This window comes from Streptomyces sp. NPDC046335, assembly GCF_055587985.1.
This window is the reverse complement of the sequence record NZ_JBVJFF010000011.1, coordinates 270,918-295,399: the sequence shown is the minus strand read 5'-3', so window position 1 is coordinate 295,399 and position 24,482 is coordinate 270,918. Positions and strand designations below refer to the sequence as shown.

General features: G+C 70.3%; 24 protein-coding genes and 2 riboswitches. Of the genes, 14 read left to right on the top strand and 10 right to left on the bottom strand.

What is annotated here, in order from left to right:
• The first annotated feature begins 34 nt into the window (after positions 1-34).
• On the top strand, positions 35-586 hold the full coding sequence (locus ACZ6JY_RS27405; protein ID WP_469199857.1) for a glycoside hydrolase family 25 protein: 552 nt from the start codon (positions 35-37) through the stop codon (positions 584-586).
• Between the two features lie 18 nt (positions 587-604).
• Here ACZ6JY_RS27405 and ACZ6JY_RS27400 read toward each other — a convergent pair whose 3' ends face one another.
• From ACZ6JY_RS27400 to ACZ6JY_RS27390, 3 genes are read right to left on the bottom strand one after another with little or no spacing between them, the layout of a single operon-like run.
• On the bottom strand, positions 605-1,264 hold the full coding sequence (locus tag ACZ6JY_RS27400; protein WP_469199855.1) for an NADPH-dependent F420 reductase: 660 nt from the start codon (positions 1,262-1,264) through the stop codon (positions 605-607).
• A 50-nt stretch (positions 1,265-1,314) separates the two neighbouring features.
• Positions 1,315-1,773 (bottom strand): ABA4-like family protein, encoded by a 459-nt coding sequence (locus ACZ6JY_RS27395; protein WP_469199853.1) that lies wholly within the window; start codon positions 1,771-1,773, stop codon positions 1,315-1,317.
• Entirely contained in the window at positions 1,770-2,819 is a 1,050-nt protein-coding gene (locus ACZ6JY_RS27390) for a hypothetical protein (RefSeq protein WP_469199851.1), read from the bottom strand. Before ACZ6JY_RS27390 ends, ACZ6JY_RS27395 begins: the two co-directional genes overlap by 4 nt.
• A gap of 158 nt (positions 2,820-2,977) precedes the next feature.
• Between ACZ6JY_RS27390 and ACZ6JY_RS27385 the strand changes: the two genes are divergently transcribed.
• Entirely contained in the window at positions 2,978-3,634 is a 657-nt protein-coding gene (locus tag ACZ6JY_RS27385) for a MerR family transcriptional regulator (protein WP_469199849.1), read from the top strand.
• A gap of 23 nt (positions 3,635-3,657) precedes the next feature.
• On the opposite strand, the gene ACZ6JY_RS27380 is transcribed toward ACZ6JY_RS27385, so the two are convergent.
• Positions 3,658-4,626 (bottom strand): GlxA family transcriptional regulator, encoded by a 969-nt coding sequence (locus ACZ6JY_RS27380; protein ID WP_469200122.1) that lies wholly within the window; start codon positions 4,624-4,626, stop codon positions 3,658-3,660.
• Between the two features lie 159 nt (positions 4,627-4,785).
• On the opposite strand from ACZ6JY_RS27380, the gene ACZ6JY_RS27375 reads away from it, so the two are divergent.
• Positions 4,786-5,670, top strand: coding sequence for an NAD(P)-dependent oxidoreductase (locus tag ACZ6JY_RS27375; RefSeq protein ID WP_469199847.1), 885 nt, complete (start codon positions 4,786-4,788; stop codon positions 5,668-5,670).
• A 55-nt stretch (positions 5,671-5,725) separates the two neighbouring features.
• Here the strand turns inward: ACZ6JY_RS27375 and ACZ6JY_RS27370 are convergent, their stop codons facing one another.
• On the bottom strand, positions 5,726-6,418 hold the full coding sequence (locus ACZ6JY_RS27370; RefSeq protein WP_469199845.1) for a FadR/GntR family transcriptional regulator: 693 nt from the start codon (positions 6,416-6,418) through the stop codon (positions 5,726-5,728).
• A gap of 363 nt (positions 6,419-6,781) precedes the next feature.
• Here ACZ6JY_RS27370 and leuA point away from each other — a divergent pair, with 363 nt between their 5' ends.
• On the top strand, positions 6,782-8,497 hold the full coding sequence (leuA, locus tag ACZ6JY_RS27365; RefSeq protein WP_469200120.1) for a 2-isopropylmalate synthase: 1,716 nt from the start codon (positions 6,782-6,784) through the stop codon (positions 8,495-8,497).
• Positions 8,494-9,354, top strand: coding sequence for an ABC transporter ATP-binding protein (locus ACZ6JY_RS27360; protein WP_469199843.1), 861 nt, complete (start codon positions 8,494-8,496; stop codon positions 9,352-9,354). Before leuA ends, ACZ6JY_RS27360 begins: the two co-directional genes overlap by 4 nt.
• A gap of 60 nt (positions 9,355-9,414) precedes the next feature.
• Here ACZ6JY_RS27360 and ACZ6JY_RS27355 read toward each other — a convergent pair whose 3' ends face one another.
• Positions 9,415-9,627: an EF-hand domain-containing protein gene (locus ACZ6JY_RS27355; RefSeq protein ID WP_469199841.1), complete on the bottom strand. Its 213-nt coding sequence runs from the start codon at positions 9,625-9,627 to the stop codon at positions 9,415-9,417.
• An 81-nt stretch (positions 9,628-9,708) separates the two neighbouring features.
• On the opposite strand from ACZ6JY_RS27355, the gene ACZ6JY_RS27350 reads away from it, so the two are divergent.
• Complete coding sequence (locus ACZ6JY_RS27350; RefSeq protein WP_469199839.1) at positions 9,709-10,368, top strand: GNAT family protein; 660 nt, start codon at positions 9,709-9,711, stop codon at positions 10,366-10,368.
• 33 nt (positions 10,369-10,401) lie between these two features.
• On the opposite strand, the gene ACZ6JY_RS27345 is transcribed toward ACZ6JY_RS27350, so the two are convergent.
• The 4 genes from ACZ6JY_RS27345 to gcvT form a co-directional block, all read right to left on the bottom strand.
• Complete coding sequence (locus tag ACZ6JY_RS27345; RefSeq protein WP_469199837.1) at positions 10,402-11,772, bottom strand: L-serine ammonia-lyase; 1,371 nt, start codon at positions 11,770-11,772, stop codon at positions 10,402-10,404.
• A gap of 207 nt (positions 11,773-11,979) precedes the next feature.
• Complete coding sequence (glyA, locus tag ACZ6JY_RS27340) at positions 11,980-13,242, bottom strand: serine hydroxymethyltransferase (protein WP_469199835.1); 1,263 nt, start codon at positions 13,240-13,242, stop codon at positions 11,980-11,982.
• Between the two features lie 23 nt (positions 13,243-13,265).
• Positions 13,266-13,643 (bottom strand): glycine cleavage system protein GcvH, encoded by a 378-nt coding sequence (gene gcvH / locus ACZ6JY_RS27335; RefSeq protein WP_062771242.1) that lies wholly within the window; start codon positions 13,641-13,643, stop codon positions 13,266-13,268.
• 100 nt (positions 13,644-13,743) lie between these two features.
• A complete protein-coding gene (gene gcvT, locus ACZ6JY_RS27330; protein WP_469199833.1) occupies positions 13,744-14,868 on the bottom strand; it encodes a glycine cleavage system aminomethyltransferase GcvT in 1,125 nt (374 codons plus the stop codon).
• A gap of 35 nt (positions 14,869-14,903) precedes the next feature.
• A riboswitch (glycine riboswitch) is annotated at positions 14,904-15,016 on the bottom strand.
• Positions 15,017-15,136: riboswitch (glycine riboswitch) on the bottom strand.
• A gap of 205 nt (positions 15,137-15,341) precedes the next feature.
• On the opposite strand from gcvT, the gene ACZ6JY_RS27325 reads away from it, so the two are divergent.
• The 8 genes from ACZ6JY_RS27325 (at position 15,342) to ACZ6JY_RS27290 (ending at position 24,482) form a co-directional block, all read left to right on the top strand.
• Entirely contained in the window at positions 15,342-15,989 is a 648-nt protein-coding gene (locus tag ACZ6JY_RS27325) for an AAA family ATPase (protein ID WP_469200118.1), read from the top strand.
• A 71-nt stretch (positions 15,990-16,060) separates the two neighbouring features.
• Positions 16,061-16,840, top strand: coding sequence for an enhanced serine sensitivity protein SseB (locus tag ACZ6JY_RS27320; RefSeq protein ID WP_469199831.1), 780 nt, complete (start codon positions 16,061-16,063; stop codon positions 16,838-16,840).
• A gap of 151 nt (positions 16,841-16,991) precedes the next feature.
• Complete coding sequence (locus ACZ6JY_RS27315) at positions 16,992-17,765, top strand: enhanced serine sensitivity protein SseB C-terminal domain-containing protein (protein WP_469199829.1); 774 nt, start codon at positions 16,992-16,994, stop codon at positions 17,763-17,765.
• Between the two features lie 306 nt (positions 17,766-18,071).
• Positions 18,072-19,076: an ABC transporter permease gene (locus tag ACZ6JY_RS27310; RefSeq protein WP_469199827.1), complete on the top strand. Its 1,005-nt coding sequence runs from the start codon at positions 18,072-18,074 to the stop codon at positions 19,074-19,076.
• A gap of 104 nt (positions 19,077-19,180) precedes the next feature.
• Positions 19,181-20,938 carry an ABC transporter substrate-binding protein gene (locus ACZ6JY_RS27305; RefSeq protein WP_469199825.1) on the top strand — a complete coding sequence of 586 codons (1,758 nt, stop codon included), beginning with the start codon at positions 19,181-19,183 and terminating at the stop codon, positions 20,936-20,938.
• A gap of 147 nt (positions 20,939-21,085) precedes the next feature.
• The gene (locus tag ACZ6JY_RS27300; RefSeq protein ID WP_469199823.1) at positions 21,086-22,087 is read left to right on the top strand and encodes an ABC transporter permease; all 1,002 of its coding nucleotides are present in this window, start codon (positions 21,086-21,088) and stop codon (positions 22,085-22,087) included.
• Entirely contained in the window at positions 22,084-23,181 is a 1,098-nt protein-coding gene (locus ACZ6JY_RS27295) for an ABC transporter ATP-binding protein (protein WP_469199821.1), read from the top strand. The genes ACZ6JY_RS27300 and ACZ6JY_RS27295 overlap by 4 nt, the downstream gene beginning before the upstream one ends.
• Before the next feature lie 62 nt (positions 23,182-23,243).
• Positions 23,244-24,482, top strand: coding sequence for an ABC transporter ATP-binding protein (locus ACZ6JY_RS27290; protein WP_469200116.1), 1,239 nt, complete (start codon positions 23,244-23,246; stop codon positions 24,480-24,482).

The window sequence follows — 24,482 nt, the reverse complement described above, 5'->3', positions numbered from 1 at the left end:
CGCTCCGCCCCCCCCCAGCTCCCCGGAGGCCGCCATGCTGCGTGGCATCGATGTCAGCTCTCACCAGTCGTCCTTCGACACGGACGGCCTCTCCTTCGTGATCATAAAGGCGACGGAAGGCCGTTCGTACGTCAACCCGCGAATGACCTCCCAGGTGAAGCGGGCCCGCGAGGCCGGCTGCGTGGTCGGCTTCTACCACTTCCTCTGGCCGGGGAACATCACGGCCCAGGCCGAGTACTTCGTGCGCAAGGCGCCGGAGAAGTCCGGCGACCTGCTCGCGGTGGACTGGGAGTACACCGGGGACCGCTCGGTGGCGTCCAACAAGGAGAAGGACCGCTTCATCAAGGAGGTGAAGCGGCTGCGCCCCTCGCACCGGGTCCTGCTGTACACGAACCGCGATTTCTGGCTCAACCGCGACGTGACGTCCTACGCGGGCGACGGACTGTGGATCGCCGACTACGTGCGCGCGGGCAAGCCGCGCATCCAGGCGAAGTGGGTGATCCACCAGTACACGTCCTCGCCCCTGGACAAGAACGTCGCGGACTTCGAGAGCGAGGACGCGCTGCGGGAGTGGGCGAAGCCCTGATTCCCTCCGCTCACGGTGTCAGGCGCGCCACTCGGCCGTGCGCTCCGGTGACGCCGCCGCCAGGGCCTCGCGGATCTTGTCGACGCCGCTCGCGTTGCCGTAGACGGGGGTGCCGGGCTGCTGGCGCCACGACTCGTCCTGGCCGCCGTTGTCGACGGTGTCGAAGCCGAGCTCGTCGATCAGGTCCCGTACGACCTTCTTGGCCGCCTCGTCGTCACCGGAGACCGGCAGGGCCACGCGGTCCGCGGCTCCCCGGGGCCGCGGCTTGTCGAGGATGTCCTGCGCGTACGTGCCGTTGAACGCCTTGATGACGGGGTGGCCGATCTGCCGCTCCGTCCAGCGGCTCTCGGTGAGGCCGTCCTCGATCTCGGCGATCCTGCCGTCGCGCTGCTGCGGGTAGTAGTTGCCGGTGTCGATGACCGCGAAGCCCTCGGCCGCGCCGTCGAGGAAGCCCGCGGGCAGGTCGGGCACGGCCTTGAGCGGCACCGTCACGACGACGACCTGCGCGCCCTTCGCGGCCTCCTCGACGGGGACGGGCGTGGCGCCGGTCTCCTCGGCGAGGGCGGTCAGGGTGTGCGGACCACGGGAGTTCGCGACGGACACGTCGTGCCCGATGGCGGTGAGCCGCCGAGTGAGGTTGCCGCCGATGTTGCCCGCGCCGATGATGCCGATCTTCATGACTGCCCTTCCCGAGATCCACGCTGCTTGTAACGGAGGTAACCTCCGCTTCAACTCCGGTATTCCGCTCGGACCGTACTCAATTCCCCGCGCCGTCGGGTGAGGCTCGCCCGCAGCGGCAAGAAGAGCAGCAGGCCGATGGGGGAGAGGGGGATCGTGAGAACTAGGAGCGGGCCCATGCCCAGCGGGTGGATGCCCAGCCGCCGTCCCTCCCGGTACATCCACTGACCGAGCAGCAGATCCCATGCGATGACCTGCGCCCAGATGGCGCCCGCCCCGTTGGCGCGCGCCGTCAGCTCCCGGAACGCGTCGATGTCGGGGCCGCTCACCGCCGCCCACAGCTCGGGGAGGACGGGCAGCGCCATCACGAGGTAGACGACGAGGACGGGGACGACGGTCAGCGGCGAAGCGGCCACCCGGGCGGTCGGGCCCCATCCGGGGGCGAGGATCAGCAGGAGCCAGACGGGGGCGACGAGGTAGAAGGACAGCTCGAAGAGGGTGCCGGTCATGCCACGACCTCGGCTTCCGGGTTCTTGTGGGTCGGGGTCGGGGTCGGGGTCGGGGTCGGTGGCTGCGGCGTAGGTGTCAGTGCCGTAGGTGTCGGTGGCGTACGGGGGATGTGTGGTGGGCGGGCAGTGCGGGGAGTGCGCAAGGCGGCGCAGACGCCCGTGGCCGCGGCGAGGGTGATCAGGGCGGAGACCCTGAGCGTCACGCCGTCCGGGTGGAGCAGCGGCTGGCCGCGCAGGGCCTGCCAGGTGAGCAGGGCGAAGACGGCCGCGTACGTGGCCGAGCCGGCCAGTACCAGGCGGAGCCGTGTCCGCGGGTCGGCGAGGCGGGCGAAGCGTGGCGCGAGCGCCATCAGCGCCATGACCAGGAGCGGCAGCAGTTGCAGGGCGTGCATGCCGAAGAAGTGCGGTATCCGCAGGTCGCCGCCGGTCGTCGACCAGCCGGTCAGCGGCATCGAGGGGCCGCCGTCCGCGACGCCCACGCTGTGCGCGCCGACCACCGGTGACTCGCCGCGTCGCTGGCCGGGGGCCGGCTGCGTCATCAGGAAGCCGATGGCCGCCCCCGCCAGGGCGATGACGATCCCGCAGCGCATCGCCCAGGCCGAGGCCCGGTCGGCGAGCCGGGCGCGCAGCAGCAGGACGGCGATGGCGACGGTGCCGAGCCAGAGGATGACCACGGTGACGGCCATCGCGTCGAACAGCGCCTCGTCGAACGGCGTCTGGTGGTTGAAGTGGCTGCGCTTCCCGCGGATCACCTGACCGGTGATGATCAGCATCTCGACGAGGCTCGCGGCGGCGACCACCGTGCCGACCCACCATGCGGTACGCCGTCTCGCGCGCCGCTCGCGGTCGAGTATCGACAGCATCCAGGCGAGCGAGAGCCCGTACGCGATGAATGAGACCGCGAACTTGAAGGGCTTGGCCCAGATCGGCGCGCCCACCAGGACCCGGTCGTCGACCAGGAGTCCCACAGCGGAGACGGCGGCGATGGCGGCCATGGCCGCGGAGAAGAGGACGAGCGGGCGGTGCCATGAGCGCCATAAGGACATGGGTTCCCCCAGAAGACGGACAGGTGTGGACAGCCGTGGCGGGCCGTGGATAACGGATAGCGACGCTATCCGCTATCCGATAGCGCAACTATCTATGATGGACCTGGGGTTGGCAAGGGAGTCCGCCGCAGAGGGGCGAAGAGGAGCGAGAACGAGCTGTGCGCATAGGCGAGTTGAGCCGCAGGACCGGCGTTCCGGTGCCGACCATCAAGTACTACGTCCGCGAGGGACTGCTCCCCGCGGGCGAACTGTCCCGCCCCAATCAGGCGCACTACGACGAGGCGCACGAGCGCAGGCTTCGGCTGATCCGCGCGCTCCTTGAGGTGGGCGGGCTGAAGGTGGCCGCGATCGCGGAGGTGCTGGGGGCCGTCGACGACCCGGAACGCCCGCTGCACAAGGTGCTTGGCGAGGCGGCGGACCGGCTCGGCACGCAGGGCGTGGCCGCCGCCGACGACGACGCGGAGGCCGAGGCCGCCGGTGCCGTCGTCGAGCAGTTCATCGCGCGGCGCGGCTGGCGCACGCACGAGTCCAACTCCGCTGCCGAAGACCTGTCGCGGGCCCTGGCCGCGATGGACCGCGTCGGGCACGGGGCGTTCGTGGAACTGCTCGACGAGTACGCCGACGCCGCCGAACTCGTCGCCCGCGCGGACCTCACGTACGTCGGCGGCCGGGGCGCGGTCGAGGACCTCGTGGAGAGCGTCGTCATCGGCACGGTGCTGGGCGAGGCGGTGTTCAGCGCGTTGCGTCGGATGGCGCACGTCAACGCGTCCGCGCGGTTCTTCGGCGAGGGGGCGGAGGGGACGGGGCCCGAGTAGGACCGGACCGGTGCCGTGGTCCGCTACGCCCGGGGGAAGGCCCGTCGGTAGTCGCTCGGCGTTACCCCGATCTGTTTGAGGAAGTGGTGGCGGAGGTTGTTCGCCGTGCCGAGGCCGCTCAGTTCCCCGATTCTGGCGACCGGCAGTTCCGTCGATTCCAGCAGGCTCTGGGCCAGTCGCAGACGCTGGTTGAGGAGCCATTGCAGCGGAGTCGCCCCGGTGGCCGCCTGGAGTCGCCGGTAGAGCGTGCGCGGGCTCATCGCGGCCCGCCGCGCCAGGTCCTCGACGGTCAGCGGTTGGTCGAGGTGCGCCCGGGCCCAGTCCAGTACGGGCCCCAGGCCCCTGTCGTCGGTGGCGGGCATCGGCAGGTCGATGAACTGCGCCTGGCCACCGGGGCGGTGAGCGGGCACGACCATGCGGCGGGCCAGCTGGTTGGCGACATGCGGGCCAAGGTCGCGGCGTACCAGATGGAGGCAGAGGTCGAGTCCGGCGGTCAGGCCGGCGCTGGTGAGCACGTCACCGTCGTCCACGTACAGCACCGAGTCGTCGACTTGAACCTTCGGGTAGCGCGCGGCCAGTTGGGCGGTGTGCATCCAGTGGGCGGTGGCGCGGCGGCCGTCGAGCAGCCCCGCCTCGGCGAGCGCGAAGGCGCCGGTGCACAGGGAGACCATGCGGGCGCCCGCTTCGTGGGCGTGGCGCAGGGCCGTGACCAGCTCTTGCGGCAGCGGTTCGCCGTCGTCGACGCAGGGGTCGGGTACCGAGGGCACGATGACCGTGTCCGCGCCGACGAGATCGTCGAGCCCGTGGCGGGTCCGCAGCGACAGTCCCGTTCCGTCCGCGGCACCGTCCCGAAGGGGCTCCCGCGTACTGCACAGCCGCATGTCGTACCAGGGGTCGGCCAGGTCGGGCTGCGGCTTCCCGAAGACGGTGCAGGGGATGCTCAACTCGTACAGGTCCCACGAGGGGAACTCGATCTCCTCGGTCACGACCACGGCGACAGAACCAGCACTCATGCCGCACAGCGTATGGCAGGAGTGTGGCAGGAATTTGGTGATCGCCGTCATCGGTGTCACTGGTTCCCGGCCACCGCACGCTGCGATCGTGTCCGTACGTGATCAACCGACACGTGCGCACACAAAGGGAGTTGAGGCATGGGTTTCGATCGTTCGGCCGTGACCGTCATCGGATTGGGCTCGATGGGCTCGGCGCTGGCCACCGTATTGCTGGAGCGGGGTCACCCGACCACCGTGTGGAACCGTTCGGCGCACAAGGCGCAGCCGCTGGTCGACCGAGGAGCCCGGCGGGCCGCGACACCCGAGGAGGCGATCGCGGCGAGCCCGCTGGTCATCGTGTGCGTACTGGACCACGAAGCGCTGCACGTCACCCTCGACCCCGCCGCGGGCTCCCTGGCGGGCAAGGCTCTGGTCAACCTCACCTCCAGTTCCCCGGAGCAGGCTCACGAGGCCGACGCATGGGCCCGCTCGCACGCCGCCGACTACCTCGACGGCGCGATCATGACCACTCCGCCGGGGGTCGGCAGCCCCGAGATGATGTTCCTCTACAGCGGTTCACCGACCGTCTTCGAAGCCCATCGTCCGACGCTGGCGTCCTTGGGCGACCCTCTGCACCTTGGCGCCGACCCGGGCCTGGCCTCCCTCTACGACGCCGCCCTGCTCGGCGTGATGTGGTCCACCATGACGGGCTGGCTGCACGGCACCGCACTGGTCGGCGCGGAGAAGACGGAGGCCACGGCCTTCACCTCCGTCGCGATCCGCTGGCTGAGCACCGTGGCCGGTTTCCTGACCACCTACGCGCCTCAGGTGGACGCCGGCCACTACCCGGGCGACGACGCCACCATCGACGTACAGATCGCGGCCATCGACCATCTCCTCCACGCCGCGGCGGCCCGCGGCATCGACAACGCCCTGCCCGAACTCCTCAAGGCCACCATGGAACGTGCCCGGGCCGCGGGCCACGGCTCCGACAGCTACGCGAGCGTGATCGAAGTCCTGAGGAATCCGACGGCCGGCGAATGACCGCCGGTTCAGGCCCGCGAGTTCAGGCCCGCGGGCCCGACGCAGCCTCGGCCCCTCAGCCCCGGTTCTTCAACAGGGCCAGGGTCGACTGGAGTTCGGCCTGCGCCACGCGCGCCGCGCCCTCGGCGTCCTTCGCCTCGACGGCCCGTACCAGTTCGGCGTGCGCGGCGTCGCCGTGGTTCGCCTCTTCACCGCGTACGTCGATCAGTTCGAGCAGGTCGATCAGGCCCTGCCGCAGGGCCGGCATGAACTCGGCGAACAGGTCGGTGAGCACGGGGTTCCGTGCCGCCGCCACGACCGCGGCGTGCAGCGCGATGTCGGCGTCCACGAACGCCGCGTCGTCCTCGGCGGCCGCCGCCCTGCGCCCGTCGAGCGCGGCCCGCATCACCGCGATGTCCTCGTCGGTGCGCCGCAGCGCCGCGAGGCGGGCCGCCTGTACCTCGACGAGCATCCGCACCTCGTAGATGTCCGTGACGGCGGCCCGCCGCAGCCGGGCCGGCCAGTCCGCCACCGGTTCCGTGGCGACGACGAAGACGCCCGCGCCTTGCCGCGCCCGCACGAGCCCGGCTCCGGCGAGCGCGCGCAGAGCCTCGCGGAGGGTGGACCGCCCCACTCCGAGCTCCTTGGCGAGCGTCGTCTCCCCGGGCAGCTTGGTGCCGACGGGCCACTGGCCCCCGGTGATCTGGTCGCGCAGCCGCGCGGCGGCCTGCTCGACGAGGGGGCTGGGGCGTACGGAGTCGAGCGGCATCGGGGGCCTTTCGGGGCGGGGGAGTGGTGGTGGCGCTGAGCACTTGTCAGAGGGGTACTCGTCAGAGGGGTACTTGTCTGAGGAGTACTTGTCTGAGGACCTGAGGTGTGGTTACTGTACCGCCATGATCTTCCGCGGTCTCCTCCTTCTCGGCTGCCGCGGCGGGGCCTGACCCGACCGGCACCCCGCCGCGGGTTGCCGTGCTGCCGGTCTCCCGACCGGAGCCGCAGCCGAGGAGCAGACCCTCCCGTGACCACGCCACCCGCCGTGACCCCACGCCCCACAACACCCCCAGCAACACCCCCCACAACGCCCGCCGCCACACCCCCCACGTACAACTGGAACCCCCAGCGCCCCGGCCCCATGCCGTACCGCCGCTACCGCCCCTACCAGGACCGCGTCGACGTGCGGTCGGGTGGTGAGGGGAGGAGTTGGCCGGGGGCCCGGATCGAGCGGGCCCCGCTCTGGGTGCCCGTTGATCTGCGCGACGGGAACCAGGCGCTCGCCGAGCCGATGGACACCGAGCGCAAGCGGCGGTTCTTCGATCTGCTGGTCTCGATGGGGTTCAAGGAGATCGAGGTCGGTTATCCGTCGGCCAGCAGGACGGACTTCGAGTTCGTGCGGCATCTGGCCCGGCTGAGTGCCGATGGCGGGCTGCCCGATGACGTCACCGTCGTCGTGTTCACCCCCGCCAGGCGCGAGCTCATCGACCGTACCTTCGAGTCGATCGAGGGCCTGCCCCGCACCGTCGTCCACCTCTACGTCCCCACCTCGCCGACCTGGCGCGACATCGTGCTCGGCCGGTCGCGGGAGGAGGTGTACGGCGTCGTCGAGGAGGCCGCCGCGCACATGGCGAGGCTGGCGGACGCGCGGCCGGGGGCGGACATCCGGTTCCAGTTCGCGCCGGAGACGTTCAACCTGACCGAGCCCGACTACGTCCTCGACGTCTGCAACGGCCTCACCGAGCTGTGGGACGCGAGCCCCGACCGGCCCGTCACGCACAACCTGCCGGCGACGGTGGAGATCGCGACGCCGAACGTGTACGCGGACCAGATCGAGTACATGCACCGGCACCTCGCCCGCCGCGGTTCCGTCATCCTCTCCGTGCACCCCCACAACGACCGCGGCACCGGCGTCGCCTGCGCCGAGCTGGCCGTCCTCGCCGGCGCCCAGCGCGTCGAGGGCTGCCTCTTCGGCAACGGCGAGCGGACGGGCAACGTAGACCTGGTGACGCTCGCCCTGAACCTGTACGCACAAGGCGTCGATCCCATGGTCGACTTCTCCGACATCGACGCCGTCCGCGAGGTCGTCGAGCACTGCAACCGCCTGCCCGTGCACCCCCGGCACCCCTACGCGGGCGACCTCACCCACACCGCGTTCTCCGGCACCCACCAGGACGCCATCAGCAAGGGCTTCGCGCACCACGCCCGCCGGGCGGCCGAGCTGGGCGTGCCGGAGAGCGAGGCGCCGTGGGACGTGCCGTACCTGCCGATCGACCCCGCGGACATCGGCCGCACCTACGAGGCCGTGATCCGCGTCAACTCCCAGTCCGGCAAGGGCGGCATGGCGTATCTGCTGCGGGAGCGGCACGGCATCGACCTGCCCCAGGACATGCGCCCCGACTTCTCCCGCGTGGTGCAGGAGGCCACCGACGACAGCGGGCAGGAGGCGACGGCGAAGGAGTTGTACGAGCTGTTCCGCGCGGCGTACGTGGCGCCCGGGTCGGACGGCGAGGTAACCCTGTGCTCCTGGACCACGGACCGGGCCGCCGACGGCGCCCACCGCTTCGTCTGCACCCTGCGGGTCGGGGACGGGGCGGCGGGCGACTTCGAAGGCGTGGGAAACGGCCCGCTGTCCGCCTTCGCCGACGCCCTCGCCGCCGCGGGGATCACCGTCGACATCCTCGACTACGCCGAGCACGCGGTGGGCAGGGGCGGCACCAGCGAGGCCGCCGCGTACGTGCGCTGCCGGGTCGGGGGCGCCGAGCACTGGGGCGCGGGACTGGACACCTCCGTCCTGACCGCCTCCGTGCAGGCCGTACTCGCCGCGGTGAACCGGGCGGAGGCCACGCCCCGATGACCGCGGCCCCACACACCGGAACCGCCCCCACCGGAACCGTCCCCACCCGGAGCGCCCCTGCCGGGAGCGCCCCCACCGGCGCCGTCCTGCGGGCCGACGGCGTCACCGTCGTCAGGGACGGGCGCCCCATCCTGGAGGACGTCGGCCTCACCGTCCGCCCCGGCGAGCACTGGGCGCTGCTCGGCGCCAACGGCGCGGGCAAGTCGACCCTGCTCGGCCTCTGCGGCGCCGTCACCCACCCCACCCGCGGCACGGTCGAGGTGCTCGGCCGCCGCCTCGGCACCGTCGACCTCCGCGAACTGCGGGCGTACGTCGGTCATGTCGACCCGCGGCATCCGCTGCGCTCGCCGCTGCGGGTGCGCGACGTCGTCCTGACCGGTCTCACCAACAGCACCGAGCCGGTGCCGCGATGGCGCCCCACGCCGGAACAGGAGGAGCGGGCCGACCGCCTGATCGCCCTGCTCGGCCTCGGCCACCGCGAGGACGCGCGCTGGCCGACGCTGTCCCAGGGCGAGCGCGGACGCACCCTGATCGCGCGCTCCCTGATGCCGAGCCCCCGCCTGGTCCTGCTCGACGAGCCGGCCACCGGCCTGGACCTGGCGGGACGCGAACGCCTCCTCGACAGCCTGGACACCCTGCGCGAGGCGCACCCGGAGCTCGCCACGGTCCTGGTCACGCACCACCTGGAGGAGCTGCCCGCAGGTACGACCCACGCGCTGCTCCTGCGCGACGGCCGCGCGCTGGCCTCCGGCGCGGTCGACGACGTACTGACGAGTGACTGGATCAGCAAGTGCTTCGACCACCCCGTGCGCCTGGAGCGCAGGGACGGCCGCTGGAGCGTGCGCACGTACCGGTGACGCGTACGAGAAGGGGCCCGGCGCACCGTGTGTGCGCCGGGCCCCTCATCGACTCACCGTCTACTTGTTCAGGCTCGCCCAGAACTCGTCGAACGACAGCCGCTTGTCCGCGTCGCTGTCCTTCGTGCCGATGACGGCCTCGGCCACCGTCTCGGTCACGTAGAAGTCCCCCATTTTGGCCATGGCGCTCTTCCACTCGGCCGCCGTGACGAAGCCGTCGCCGTCCGCGTCGAACTGGTCGAACGTCTTACGCGCTTCCTCGATGTCCGCCACCGGATCCACCCCTTCTTGGTGCACTACTGACGGGGGTTAGGGTATCGGCCGCACGGCACCCGGATCACGAGGAGTACACCCATGGCCAGAGACTCCACCGCGCTCGGAGCCCTCCTGGACGCGGCGGCCCGCGGCGATTTCCCGCCACCGGACGGCACCACGACCGTCGTGCCGCAGCCCGGCCACCGCGACGAGGGCGTGATCGCCTTCACCGCGCACTCCGTCGTCTTCACGGACGAGGACCCGCGGTGGGTGCGGGCCACGCTCGCCTCGCTCGACTGCGATCCGCTGGCGGCCACCATGAGCGCGCGCTTCCACAGCGCCTTCCTCGACCGGACGGGCCGCGCGACGGACACCATCGACCTGCTGACCGTCGCCACCGCCCGGCCGGGCGACCCCGATCCGCGCCTTGAGCTGCGCGAGATCGACGACCCCGACCACCCGCGCGTCGCCCGCGCCCGCAAGCGCCGCGACGACGTACGGGTGTGGTCGGCGACGGGCGGCGGCGTACTGGTACTCGGCCGGGGCGTCGCCGGCCGCTGGGAGACGTCGATCGAGGTCGAGGAGGGCGTACGCCACCGGGGCCTCGGCCGCGCCCTGGCGAGCGCGGCGCGCCACCTCGTCCCGGACGGCGACGTGGTGTGGGCGCAGCAGTCACCGGGCAACGCGCGCAGCGTCCGCACCTTCCAGGCGGCGGGCTACCGCCCGGTGGGCTCGGAGGCACTGTTCTTCGCGGGCTGAGCCGGCACTCGCTGACGCCGGCACCCGACGGCTTCAGCACTCGATGATGTTCACCGCGAGCCCGCCCCGCGCCGTCTCCTTGTACTTGACGCTCATGTCGGCGCCCGTCTCCTTCATGGTCTTGATGACCTTGTCGAGGGAGACCTTGTGGGAGCCGTCGCCGCGCATCGCCATCTTCGCGGCGGTCACGGCCTTCACGGCCGCCATGCCGTTGCGCTCGATGCACGGGATCTGGACGAGGCCGCCGACCGGGTCGCAGGTCAGGCCGAGGTTGTGCTCCATGCCGATCTCGGCGGCGTTCTCCACCTTCTCGGGGGAGCCGCCGAGGACCTCGGCGAGGGCGCCCGCCGCCATGGAGCAGGCGGAGCCGACCTCGCCCTGGCAGCCGACCTCGGCGCCGGAGATCGAGGCGTTCTCCTTGAAGAGCATGCCGATCGCGCCCGCCGCGAGCAGGAAGCGGACCACGCCGTCCTCGTCGGCTCCGGGGATGAAGTTCATGTAGTAGTGCAGGACCGCCGGGATGATGCCCGCCGCGCCGTTCGTCGGGGCGGTGACCACACGGCCGCCGGCCGCGTTCTCCTCGTTCACCGCCATCGCGTACAGCGTGATCCACTCCATGGCGCGGGCCTGCGGGTCGCCCTCGGCGCGGAGCTGGCGGGCCGAGTTGGCGGCGCGGCGGCGGACCTTGAGGCCGCCCGGCAGGATGCCCTCGCGGGACATGCCGCGCGAGACGCAGGCCTGCATGACGCCCCAGATGTCGAGGAGACCCGCGCGGATCTCCTCCTCCGTGCGCCAGGCCTTCTCGTTCTCCAGCATCATCGCGGAGATGGAGAGGCCGGTCTCCTCGGCACGGCGCAGCAGCTCGTCGCCGGTGCGGAAGGGGTGCCTGAGCACGGTGTCGTCCGGCACGATCGGGTCGTCGCCCTCGACCGCGGCCTCGTCCACGACGAAGCCGCCGCCCACGGAGTAGTACGTCTTCTCCAGGACCGGGGCGCCGTCGTGGCCGTACGCGGAGATCGTCATGCCGTTGGCGTGGTACGGCAGGGCCTTGCGGCGGTGCAGGATCAGGTCCTCGTCGAAGTCGAAGCCGATCTCGTGCATGCCGAGAAGATTGAGGCGCGAGCTCTGCTTGATCCGCTCCACGCGGTCGTCGGCGCTCTCCACGTCCACGGTGCGCGGCGACTCGCCCTCCAGGCCGAGCAGGACGGCCTTCGGGGTGCCGTGACCGTGTCCGGTCGCGCCGAGCGAGCCGAAGAGCTCGGCCCGTATCGCGGTGGTGTGGGCCATGAGGCCCTCGTTCTTGAGGCGGCTCGCGAACATGCGGGCGGCGCGCATCGGGCCGACCGTGTGGGAGCTGGACGGGCCGATGCCGATCGAGAACAGGTCGAAGACCGAGATGGCCACGGAACACTCCAAGGTTGGTTGGTAGACGCCGTTGTCTGCCGGGGTCGTGCAGAGGTACTGGGCGGTGCGGGTACTGCTCGTACCGCGCGGGCGGCACGTGGTGCGGGGCACCCTGCTCACCATCCAGTGTGCAAGGTGCCCCGACGTTTCGTACGTACGAACTAAAGCGTACAAAATAGCGGTACGAAACCACTTAGTGGTACGGAACTACTTCAGGCCGGGGTAAAGCGGGTGCTTGTCGGCCAGAGCGGTCACGCGGGCCTTGAGGGAGCCGGCGTCGAAGCCCGGCTTGAGGGCCTCGGCGATGATGTCGGCGACCTCGCGGAAGTCGTCGTCCTGGAAGCCGCGGGTGGCGAGCGCGGGCGTACCGATCCGCAGACCCGAGGTGACCATCGGGGGGCGCGGGTCGTTCGGGATCGCGTTGCGGTTGACCGTGATGCCGACCTCGTGGAGGCGGTCCTCGGCCTGCTGGCCGTCGAGCTCGGAGTTGCGCAGGTCCACCAGGACCAGGTGCACGTCCGTGCCGCCGGACAGGACGGAGACGCCGTGCTCGGTGACGTCCGGCTGCACCAGGCGCTCGGCCAGGGCGCGGGCGCCGTCCAGGGTGCGCTGCTGGCGCTCCTTGAACTCCTCGGAGGCCGCGATCTTGAAGGAGACGGCCTTGGCCGCGATCACGTGCTCCAGGGGGCCGCCCTGGAAGCCGGGGAAGACCGCGGAGTTCAGCTTCTTCGCGAACTCCTTGCTGCGGGCCAGGATGACGCCGCCGCGCGGGCCGCCCAGCGTCTTGTGCGTGGTGGAGGTGACCACGTCCGCGTAGGGCACCGGGTTCGGGTGCAGACCGGCGGCGACGAGGCCGGCGAAGTGCGCCATGTCGACCCACAGGTACGCGCCGACCTCGTCGGCGATCCGGCGGAACTCGGCGAAGTCCAGCTGACGCGGGTAGGCGGACCAGCCCGCGATGATCACCTTCGGGCTGTTCTCCTTGGCCAGGCGCTCGACCTCGGCCATGTCGACCAGGCCGGCCTCGTCGACGTGGTATGGGACCACGTTGAACTGCTTGCCGGAGAAGTTCAGGCGCATGCCGTGGGTGAGGTGGCCGCCGTGCGCCAGGTCCAGGCCGAGGATCGTGTCGCCGGGCTTGGCGATGGCGAAGAGGGCGGCCTGGTTCGCGGAGGCGCCGGAGTGCGGCTGGACGTTGGCGTACTCGGCGCCGAACAGGTCCTTGATCCGGTCGATCGCGATCTGCTCGGCGACGTCGACGTGCTCGCAGCCGCCGTAGTAGCGGCGGCCCGGGTAGCCCTCGGCGTACTTGTTCGTGAGGACGGTGCCCTGGGCCTCCATGACGGCGACCGGAGCGAAGTTCTCCGAGGCGATCATTTCCAGGGTCGACTGCTGGCGGTGGAGCTCGGCGTCGACGGCGGCGGCGACGTCCGGGTCCAGCTCGTGGAGAGGGGTGTTCAGAAGCGACATCACACGGTCCCTATCGGTATGGGTCAGCCGGCGGCGAAGGCGGTGTACTCATCGGCGGAGAGCAGATCGTCCGGCTCGTCCGTGATGCGCACCTTGAACAGCCATCCGCCCTCGAAGGGAGCGGAATTGACCAGCGAGGGGTCGTCGACGACGTCCTGGTTGGCGGCGACGACCTCGCCGTTGACCGGGGAGTAGAGGTCGCTGACCGACTTGGTCGACTCCAGCTCGCCGCAGGTCTCGCCCGCGGTCACCGTGTCGCCGACCTCCGGAAGCTGCACGAAGACGACGTCACCGAGCGCGTTGGCCGCGTGCTCCGTGATGCCGATGGTCGACACGCCCTCCTCGGCGGCCGACAGCCACTCGTGCTCCTTGCTGTAACGCAGCTGCTGGGGGTTGCTCATGTCCTGAATTCTCCTGTACGCGGGTGGGTGCTGCGGAACGGGGACGGTGTGCGTGGGGTCACTCACGGCGCTACGGAGCCGTGGCCCCGCGCACCGAGTGTCACTTCTGGCGCTTGTAGAACGGCAGCGCCACGACCTCGTACGGCTCGTGGGTGCCGCGGATGTCCACGCCCACACCCCGCGTCCCGGGGGCGGCGTGCTCGGCGTCGACGTAGGCCATGGCGATCGGCTTGCCCAGCGTCGGCGACGGGGCGCCGGAGGTGACCTCGCCGATGACCTTGCCGTCGGCGACCACGGGGAAGCCCGCGCGCGGCACCCGGCGGCCCTCGGCGACCAGACCGACCAGCTTGCGCGGCGGGGCGGTCTCGGCGCGCTCGGCGGCGGCCGCGAGGGCGGCGCGGCCCAGGAAGTTCTCCGACTGCGAGGTCTTCTCGAACTTCACGACCCGGCCGAGCCCGGCGTCGAACGGCGTGAGACCGGCGGTCAGCTCGTGCCCGTACAGCGGCATGCCCGCCTCAAGGCGCAGGGTGTCGCGGCAGGAGAGGCCCGCGGGCACCATGCCGACGGGCGTGCCCGCCTCCATCAGCGCGCCCCACAGCTTCTCCGCGTCACCGGGAGCGACGAAGAGCTCGAAGCCGTCCTCGCCGGTGTAACCCGTACGGGCGATCAGCGCCGGGACACCCGCGACGGTGCCGGGCAGGCCCGCGTAGTACTTCAGGTTGTCCAGGTCCGCGTCGGTGAGTGACTTCAGGATGCCGGGGGACTCGGGGCCCTGGACGGCGAGCAGCGCGTACGCGTCGTGGTCGTCGCGGACCTCCGCGTCGAATCCGGCCACCCGGCCGGACAGCTCGTCGAGGACGGTCCCGGCGTTGGAGGCGTTGGCGACGACCATGTACTCGGTCTCGCCGAGGCGGTAGACGATCAGGTCGTCCAGGATGCCGCCGTCCTCGGCGACGATCATCGTGTAGCGGGCGCGGCCGACACCGACGGAGCCGATGTTGCCGACCAGCGAGAAGTTCAGGAAGTCGACGGCCTCGGGGCCGGTGACCGTGATCTCGCCCATGTGGGAGAGGTCGAAGAGGCCGGCCTTGGTGCGGACGGCGTTGTGCTCGTCGCGCTCGCTGGCGTACCGCAGCGGCATGTCCCAGCCCGCGAAGTCGGTCATGGTCGCGCCGAGCGCTCGATGCACGGCATCGAGGGCGGTGAGACGGGGGGCAGTGCTCATGAAGGGAACTCCCAGGGCATGACGGGCGAGGTCGATCCTCCCCATCTGTCATCGGAACCTGAGAGGTTCGCCGCGAGCGCCCCGACTGAGGGACGTCCGGCTTGCACCTTGGGTGGGACCGTGGAGACGGTCCGCTTTTCAGATGTGCCTCGCCCGCGCGGTACGGGGCCTGAGAGATTCAAGGGAGGGACTTGCTCCTTCGGCGCCCCAGAACGTCATACGCACAACGTCGTACGACGGCTGCTGGGAACTCTCCCGCGCGGATTCAAACGGCCGGTATGGAGTTGCGGGCACATCATTGCACGCGACTCCCGCGAGGGGGACCCGTGGCCCTGGACGCCCCCTTTTCGGGGCACCTCGGACCTGGGCGCCCTTGTGCCGCATTACCTTCTCTTTACACTTGCCGGGGAAAGCAGTACGTGACAGCTACGGGGAGGCCGATCACGGTGCGCAGCAGGATCAGTGGCTATGCCATGACCACGGGGGTGGCACTGCCGGGGCAGGCCGCCGCCCCGCCGCGGGAGAGCTGCGTACCGCTGCTTCCGGTGGCCGTCGTCCGGGACCTGCGGCAGCGGGCGGGACACAGCCCGCACCGCCTCACCTTCGACGAGGGCGACCTGGTCGTCGTCTCCGGGCTGCCCGGTGGCGGAAAGTCGACGCTGATGCGGCAGGCCGTCACCGGCCCGCGCGTCGACTCCCAGGACACCCGCGACCGCTGGGCGGCGCGGATGCCGCGCCACCTCCCGTACGCGGTGTACCGCCCCCTCGTCCGCCTCGCGCACTACGCGGGACTGCGCCGCACCCTGCGCTCGGGGGTCAGCGTCGTCGTGCACGACTGCGGTACCCAGACCTGGGTGCGCCGCTGGCTGGCCCGCGAGGCGGCGCGGCGCGGCAGGACGCTGCACCTGCTCCTCCTCGACGTGCCCGCGGACACCGCGCTGGAGGGCCAGCGCGAGCGGGGGCGCGGCGTCTCGCGGTACGCGTTCGCGCGGCACCGCAGGACGATCGGCCGCCTGGTCGGCGACGCCGAGCGGGGCGAGCTGCCGCGCGGCTGCGGCTCCGCGGTGCTCATGGACCGCGCGGCGGCACGGGTGCTGCGGGGGATCGCCTTCGACCGCTGAGGACCACGGCGGCTCCCGGCGGCGTTAGGGTCGAGCCGCAGGCAGAGCGGTCGCGAGCAGGGGTTGGACTGATGGATTTTCCGGCGCAGGCACAGGCACACCCGTACGTCGGATGGCCGGGCAACGAACTGGAGGAGGTCCTCGCGGCCTCCCTCGGCGCCCCGGCGTCGGCGGGCGGCCGCATCATCGAGGTGCTCGGCCGCAGCCAGGTGTGGATCCCGCTGCCGAGCGGCGGCGGCCCCGACAGCGGCACCCTCGACCTGCCGACCCTGGAGATCGAGGGCCAGGCGTACGTCCCCGTCTTCACCTCCGAGCAGCAGTTCCGCCAGGCCCTGGGCGGCGCGGCCGACCGCATGGGGTGCACGGTGGCACCCGCGGTGGAGTTCGCCCGCGGCCTGCCGCCGCAGCTCGGCATCGCGCTGAACCCGGACGGCACCGTCGGCGTTCCCCTGCCGCCCCCGGCCGTCGCCGAGCTCTGCCGGGCGGGGCGCACCCCGCTCGACGGGCCCACCAGCGGCGGCCGGGTCCGCCTGTACGAGCCGGACTGGCAGGAGGACCCGGTGGACTTCCTGGCCGCCGCCGCGCGGGAGTTCGAGGCGACGGGGGTCGTGCTCACCGCCCGCCGCTGCCTGGCCGCCATCGAGACCGATGAGCCCACCCTCTTCGTCGGCGTCGAGCTGACCACCTTCGAGGGCAACGCCCGGGAGCTGCCGATGGAGGCCCTCGGCCGCGCCCTCGGGCAGGTTCCGGTGGCCTGGCCGGTGAACCTCGTCCTGCTCGACGTGGCACAGGACCCGGTGGGCGACTGGCTGCGCGCCAAGGTGCGGCCGTTCCACCTCCACGCGGGCTGAACGCATATCAGTACGCGCCGGGCCCGGGGCCGCGTACGTCAAGTCCGCGCCGGGATCGACGCTTAAGCTGGTTGCATGACCCCGCCGGGGCACACCGGCGTCTTCGGGGTCGATCGGGTCCACCAGGTTCATCGTGAAGGGGCGGTTACGGGTGAGTGCGTCGGGCACGGCCGCGACAGGGCAGGTCGAGCAGATGCTGCGCCAGGTGACGCCGGGGCGTTACGACGCGTACGAGGCACTGCTGCGCGCGCTCGCCGCCGACCAGGTCTGGATGCTGCTCTGGCACGGCCAGGCGGGATCGCCCGACGCCCAGTACGGGAACATGGAGGTCGAGGGCCTCGGCTACGCGCCCTGTGTGACCTCCGCCCAGGAGCTGTCCGCCAGTGGCTGGAACCGTGGTCATGAAGTGGTGCGCGGCATCGACGTCGCCCGCACCCTCTACCCCGACCTCTACGGCCTCTGGCTCAACCCGCACGCGCCCGGCGGCGGCGTCGGCATCCCGTGGCTGGATCTGCGCCGCATCGCCTGTGGCCTGGACCTCCTGCCCGCCGGGCCGCTCAGGCTGACCGAGCCGGCCATCGAGATCCCTCAGTTCTACGCCCTGCTGACGCAGAACGCGCACCGCACGTCCGCCGTGCGCTCGCTGCGCCGCGCCTGGGTGCAGCCCGCCCTCGGGGCGCCGTATCTGGCCATCGGCCTCGATGTGTACGACACGTCGCCGCCGTCGGTCGACGCGGTGCGGGCGATGATGCAGCAGTCCATCGCCGCCGTCCCCGACGGGCTCCCCGTGTCGACCGTCGCGATGTCCGACGACTACGACCCGGTGGCGATGTGGCTGCGAGCCAGCACCAGGCCGTTCTACGACCGCGAGGCCCAGGCCGCGCCGGCGCCCGCGGGCGGTTACGGCTACCCGGCGCAGTACTGACCGGTACTGAACAGCGCGAACGGAGACGATGTCCGTTCTGATGTGACAGGGGCCCTATGGTCTACCGTGGCGCTTTGTGACCCAACTGCCCCGTGTTCGCACCCCGTTCACACGCGTCCGCATAACGGAACACCTCGAACAGCATCACGGTTGCGCATCCATTCACCTTCAAGACTGGTAACAGATCGCGACGTGGATGAAGACTCCCGCTCCAGGGGCCTTCGCCCCTGTGTACGACGGACGATCACGTCGCTACAGCGGCAAGTGCGGGCCGGTCACCACCGGTTGAGAGGGGTCCCTGCCACGATGACGGCACCATTGCATGACACACCTGCGGACGCGGACCCGACCGAGGACGTCGCTCCCGCAGTTGGTGCAGGGGTGAAGAAGGTCGAGGGACGGTCCCTCAAGCAGATCGCCTGGAACCGCCTGAAGCGGGACAAGGTCGCCCTCGCGGGCGGCATCACCGTGGTTCTCCTGGTCCTGGTCGCGGTCTTCGCGCCGCTGATCGTGAGCCTGCTCGGCCACCCGCCCAACGACTTCCACCAGGACGAGCTCGATGAGCTGACCAACCTGCCCAAGGGCGCGCTCGGCGGTGTGAGCGGCGACTTCCTCTTCGGGGTCGAGCCCAACAAGGGCCGCGACGTCTTCAGCCGCATCGTCTACGGCGCCCGGATCTCGCTCCTCGTGGCGTTCCTCGCGGCCATCGTCGCCGTGGCGCTCGGCACCCTCTTCGGGATCATCGCCGGTTACTTCGGCGGCTGGGTCGACGCCCTGATCAGCCGTGTGATGGACGTGCTGCTCTCGTTCCCGCAGCTGCTCTTCATCATCTCCCTGGTCTCCGTGCTCCCCGACGACCTGCTGGGCCTGACCGGCACCAGCGTGCGCGTCGCGATCCTCGTCCTGGTCATCGGCTTCTTCGGCTGGCCGTACGTCGGACGCATCGTCAGGGGCCAGACTCTTTCGCTGCGTGAGCGCGAGTACGTCGAGGCGGCCCGCAGCCTCGGCGGCGGCAAGCGCCACATCCTCTTCCGCGAGCTGCTGCCCAACCTGGTCGCGCCGATCACCGTCTACGCGACGCTGATGATCCCGACCAACATCCTCACGGAGGCGGCCCTGAGCTTCCTCGGCGCCGGTGTGAAGCCGCCGACGGCCTCCTGGGGCGGCATGCTGCGCGACGCGCTCGAAACCTACGAGCACGACCCGATGTTCATGGTCTTCCCCGGTGTGACGATCTTCATCACCGTCCTGGCCTTCAACCTCTTCGGCGACGGGCTGCGTGACGCGCTCGACCCGAAGGGGACGCGTTAGAAGTCCTCGACCGACTCGCCCCTGCCGCATGTCAGGTGGCTCTACCCCCATGGTTCTCAGGCAGCAGACGGCCAGGGACCGCGAATCTCGGAGGTTACGAGAAAATGCCCACAGTTTCCTCGAAACGTCGGCTCACCGCTGGTGCGGCCCTCGTGGTCGCGGCGCTGGTGACCACCACGGCGTGCGGCGGCGGTGACGGTGACGGAGACGGTGACTCGAAGGGTGCCGGCTACAACGCCGCGCTGAACAAGGTCGCCAATCCCTCGAAGAAGACGGGGGGCACGCTGAAGATGGTCGGCAAGCAGGACCTCGACTCGGCCGACCCCCAGCGTGCCTACTACGGCATGTCGTGGGACTTCATGCGCTTCTACACCCGCCAGCTCATCACGTACGACACCAAGCCGGGCAAGGCGGGCACCAAGCTGGTCCCCGACCTCGCCACCTCCACGGCGAAGATCTCGGACGACGGCAAGACCTACACGTACAAGCTGCGTGACGGTCTGACCTGGGAGGACGGCTCGAAGCTGACCTCCAAGGACATCAAGTACGGCATCGAGCGCGCCTGGGCGACGGACACCATCACCGGTGGCCCCGGCTACATCAGGCAGACGCTCGACCCCAAGGGCAAGTACAAGGGCCCGTACAAGGACAAGGGCGAGCTCGACGCGATCGAGACGCCCGACGACCAGACCATCATCTTCAAGCTGCCCAAGCGCAACGGTGACTTCGAGCAGTTCCTGGCCATGCCCACCGGTTCGCCGGTGAAGGAGGCCAAGGACACCAAGGCGAAGTACACCCAGCGGCCGTTCTCCTCGGGCCCGTACAAGTTCCAGTCGTACAAGGCCGGCAAGAAGATCGTCCTCGTCCGCAACGACAAGTGGAAGAAGTCCTCGGACCCGATCCGCGCGGCGCTGCCCGACAAGATCGACGTGACGATCTCCGCCAACCTGGAGGAGAACGACAAGAAGTTGATGGAGGGCGACTACGACCTCGACATGAACGGCACGGGCATGACCCAGTCCGGCCGTGTCACGGCCGTGCAGGAACACCGTGACAGCGTCGACAACATGCACACGTCCTTCGTGCGCTACGTCGCCCTGATCCACACGGCGGAGCCCTTCGACGACGCCCACTGCCGCAAGGCCGTCTTCTACGCCACCGACTTCGCGAGCCTCCAGCAGACCCGCGGCGGCAAGGTCGCGGCCGGTGACATCGCCAACAGCACCTTCCCGAAGGCGATCCCGGGCTACAGCGAGTACGACCCGTACGGGGTCCTGGAGCGCAAGGGCAAGCCGGACCTGGCCAAGGCCAAGGACGAGCTGAAGAAGTGCGGCAAGCCGGGCGGCTTCTCCACCAAGCTGACCGCCCGCAACAACAACCCGGGTGAGGTCGACACGGCCGAGGCGCTCCAGGAGCAGCTCAAGAAGGCCGGCATCAACGTCGAGGTCGACGCCCTCGACGGCGCCGACACCGCCAGCATCACCGGCTCGCCCTCCGTCGTGAAGAAGCGCGGCTACGGCATGACGATGAGCGGCTGGGGCCCGGACTTCCCGTCCGGCCAGGGTTACGCGCAGCCGCTGTTCGACAGCCGCTTCCTGAACCCGACCGGTAACTACAACGAGTCGCAGATCAAGGACAAGAAGGTCGACGGCCTCTTCGACAAGGCGATCGCGGAGACCGACCCGGCCAAGGCCGGCGAGATCTACAAGGAGCTCGACAAGAAGATCCTCGACAACGCCGACTGGATGCCCTTCCTCTACGAGAAGAACATCACCTGGCGCGGACCGCGGCTGACCAACGCCTACATGTCCGACGGCTACAACGGCCGTTACGACTACGTCTCCCTCGGCGTCGTGAAGTAACAGCTCCCGCAGCACCCGTAGTTGGCAGTACCCGTAGTTGAACGAACACCGCCGCCGAATCCCGCCAGTCCGAAGGGCAGGTGATGGCCCCGGGCGGTGGCCGGGACTCCTCACAAGGGGGTCCCGGCCACCGCCGGGCCGCGCACAGTGCTTGCTTATCTCATCCGGCGCCTGATCGCCGTAATCATCATGGTGCTGGTCGTACTGCTCGCGACCTTCACCGTCTTCTTCATGCTGCCCAAGTGGGCGGGACAGGACATCGCCGTCCTCTTCGCCGGCAAGGCCACCGGAGCCGAGCAGATCGAGGGAATCCGGACCAAACTGGGACTCAGCGACCCGCTGCTCGTCCAGTTCTGGGACTTCATCAAGGGCATCCCGATGGGGCGCGACTACGTCAACGGCAGTGACGTCACGCACTGCCCGGCGCCCTGCTTCGGCTACTCCTTCCGTACCGAGGCGCCCGTCTGGGAGACCCTCAAGGAAGCGCTGCCCGTCACCGGCGCCCTCGCCGCCGGAGCCTGTGTGCTGTGGCTCGCGGGCGGTGTCCTCACCGGTGTCATCTCCGCGCTCCGCCGCGGAACCATCTGGGACCGCGCCGCGATGACGACCGCCCTCGGCGGCGTCTCGCTCCCCGTCTTCTTCACCGGCATGATCGCGATGGGCGTCTTCGTCCACAATCTCGGCTGGGTGAAGATCGCGGACAGCCTGAGTACCGACGACTCGATCGACGTCTGGCTCCAGACGCTGATCCTGCCGTGGATCGTGCTCGCCTTCCTCAACGCCGCGATGTACGCACGGCTCACCCGCGCCACCATGCTGGAAGTGCTGGGCGAGGACTACATCCGCACCGCGCGCGCCAAGGGCCTCAGCGAGAGCATCGTCATCCGCAGGCACGCCTTGCGCTCGGCGATGACCCCGATCCTCACCGTCTTCGGACTCGACCTCGGTGTCCTGATGGGCGGCGCGGTGCTCACCGAGTCCACGTTCAACCTGCCGGGCCTCGGCCTGGAGGCGGTCAGGGCCATCAGCAGCAAGGACCTGCCCGTCATCCTCGGCGTGACCCTGTGCGCGGCGCTCGCGATCGCCGTGGCCAACCTCGTCGTCGACCTTATGTACGCCGTCATCGACCCGCGAGTGAGGCTGGGATGACCGAACTGTCCAAGAGCGGAGCCGCGGTGGGCGAGCCCGTCGCCGACTCCGCCGCTCCCTCCGCCTTCCTCGAGGTACGCGACCTCAAGGTGCACTTCCCGACCGACGACGGCCTGGTCAAGTCCGTCGACGGGCTCAACTTCTCGCTGGAGAAGGGCAAGACCCTCGGCATCGTGGGCGAGTCCGGCTCCGGCAAGTCGGTCACCTCGCTCGGCATCCTCGGCCTGCACACCGCGGGCCAGTACGGCTCCCGCAAGGCGCAGATCTCCGGTGAGATCTGGCTGAACGGCCAGGAGCTGCTGAGCGCCGACCCCGTCGCCGTACGCAAGCTGCGCGGCCGCGAGATGGCGATGATCTTCCAGGATCCGCTCTCCGCGCTGCACCCGTACTACTCCATCGGCAAGCAGATCACCGAGGCGTACCGGGTCCACAACGACGTCGACAAGAAGACCGCCCGCAAGCGCGCCATCGACATGCTCGACCGCGTGGGCATCCCGCAGCCCGACAAGCGGGTGGACTCCTACCCGCACGAGTTCTCCGGCGGCATGCGCCAGCGCGCGATGATCGCCATGGCGCTCGTCAACAACCCCGAGCTGCTCATCGCGGACGAGCCGACCACCGCCCTGGACGTCACCGTCCAGGCGCAGATCCTCGACCTCATCCGGGATCTGCAGAAGGAGTTCGGCTCCGCCGTCATCATGATCACGCACGACCTGGGCGTCGTCGCGGAGATGGCCGACGAGCTCCTGGTCATGTACGGCGGCCGGTGCGTGGAGCGCGGTCCCGCGGAGAAGGTCTTCTACGAGCCCCAGCACCCCTACACCTGGGGTCTGCTCGGTTCGATGCCCCGCATCGACCGGGAGGAGACCGACCGGCTCATCCCCGTCAAGGGCTCCCCGCCCAGCCTGATCAACCTGCCGAGCGGCTGCGCCTTCAACCCGCGCTGCCCCTACGCGGACGTCCCCAAGGACCAGATCACCCGCCGCGAGCGTCCCGACCTGCGTCTTGTGGCCGACGGGCACTACTCGGCCTGCCACATGTCGCAGGAAGAGCGCAGCCGGATCTGGACCGAAGAGATTGCGCCGAAGCTGTGAACGATGCCGCGAAGGACCAGCAGGACCCGAAGGACCCGAAAGACACCGCGAAGGGCCAGGAGATGACGATCCCGGCGCAGGCGAAGACGGAGACGGTGAGCTCCCCGGAGCCGCTGCTCAAGGTCGAGGGCCTGGTGAAGCACTTCCCCATCAAGAAGGGGCTGCTCCAGCGCCAGGTCGCGGCCGTGCAGGCGGTCGACGGACTCACCTTCGACGTACGCCCCGGCGAGACGCTCGGCGTGGTCGGCGAGTCCGGCTGCGGGAAGTCGACGATGGGCCGGCTCATCACCCGGCTCCTCGAACCGACCGGCGGCCGTGTCGAGTTCCAGGGCACGGACATCACGCATCTGAACACCGGCGGCATGCGTCCGCTGCGCCGCGACGTCCAGATGATCTTCCAGGACCCGTACTCGTCGCTGAACCCGCGGCACACGATCGGCACGATCGTCGGCGCGCCCTTCAAGCTCCAGGGCGTCAAGCCCGAGGGCGGCGTGAAGAAGACCGTGCAGGAGATGCTGGAGCGCGTCGGGCTCAACCCGGAGCACTACAACCGCTACCCGCACGAGTTCTCCGGCGGCCAGCGCCAGCGCATCGGCATCGCGCGGGCGCTCGCCCTGCGGCCCAAGCTGGTCGTCGCCGACGAGCCGGTCTCGGCCCTCGACGTCTCCATCCAGGCGCAGGTGGTCAACCTCCTGGACGACCTCCAGGACGAGCTCGGCCTCACGTACGTGATCATCGCGCACGACCTGTCGGTCATCCGGCACGTCTCCGACCGCATCGCGGTCATGTACCTCGGCAAGATCGTGGAGCTGGCGGACCGCAAGGACCTCTACTCCACGCCGATGCACCCGTACACCAAGGCGCTGCTCTCCGCCGTGCCGGTGCCCGACCCCAAGCGGCGCGGCGTCAAGAGCGACCGCATCCTGCTCCGCGGCGACGTCCCCTCGCCGATCGACCCGCCCACCGGCTGCCGCTTCCACACGCGGTGCTGGAAGGCGACGGAGATCTGCAAGACCAAGGAGCCGCCGCTGGCCCTGCTCGCCACGGGCCACCAGGTGGCGTGCCACCACCCGGAGAACGCCGACGACCAGGCGCCCGAGGACACCAAGCTGCTCTCGGTCGCCAAGGAGGCGATCGAGGTGGTGACGGTGGTCGCCAAGGCGGAGGAGCCGGAGGCCGCGAAGCCTGCGGCTGCGGCTGCGGAGTCCGAGGCCGAGCCTGCGGAGCCCGAGGTCGCGAAGCCTGAGGCCGCCAAGGGGGCCGTCGCGAAGGACAAGGGTCAGAAGCCGACCGACGGCTGA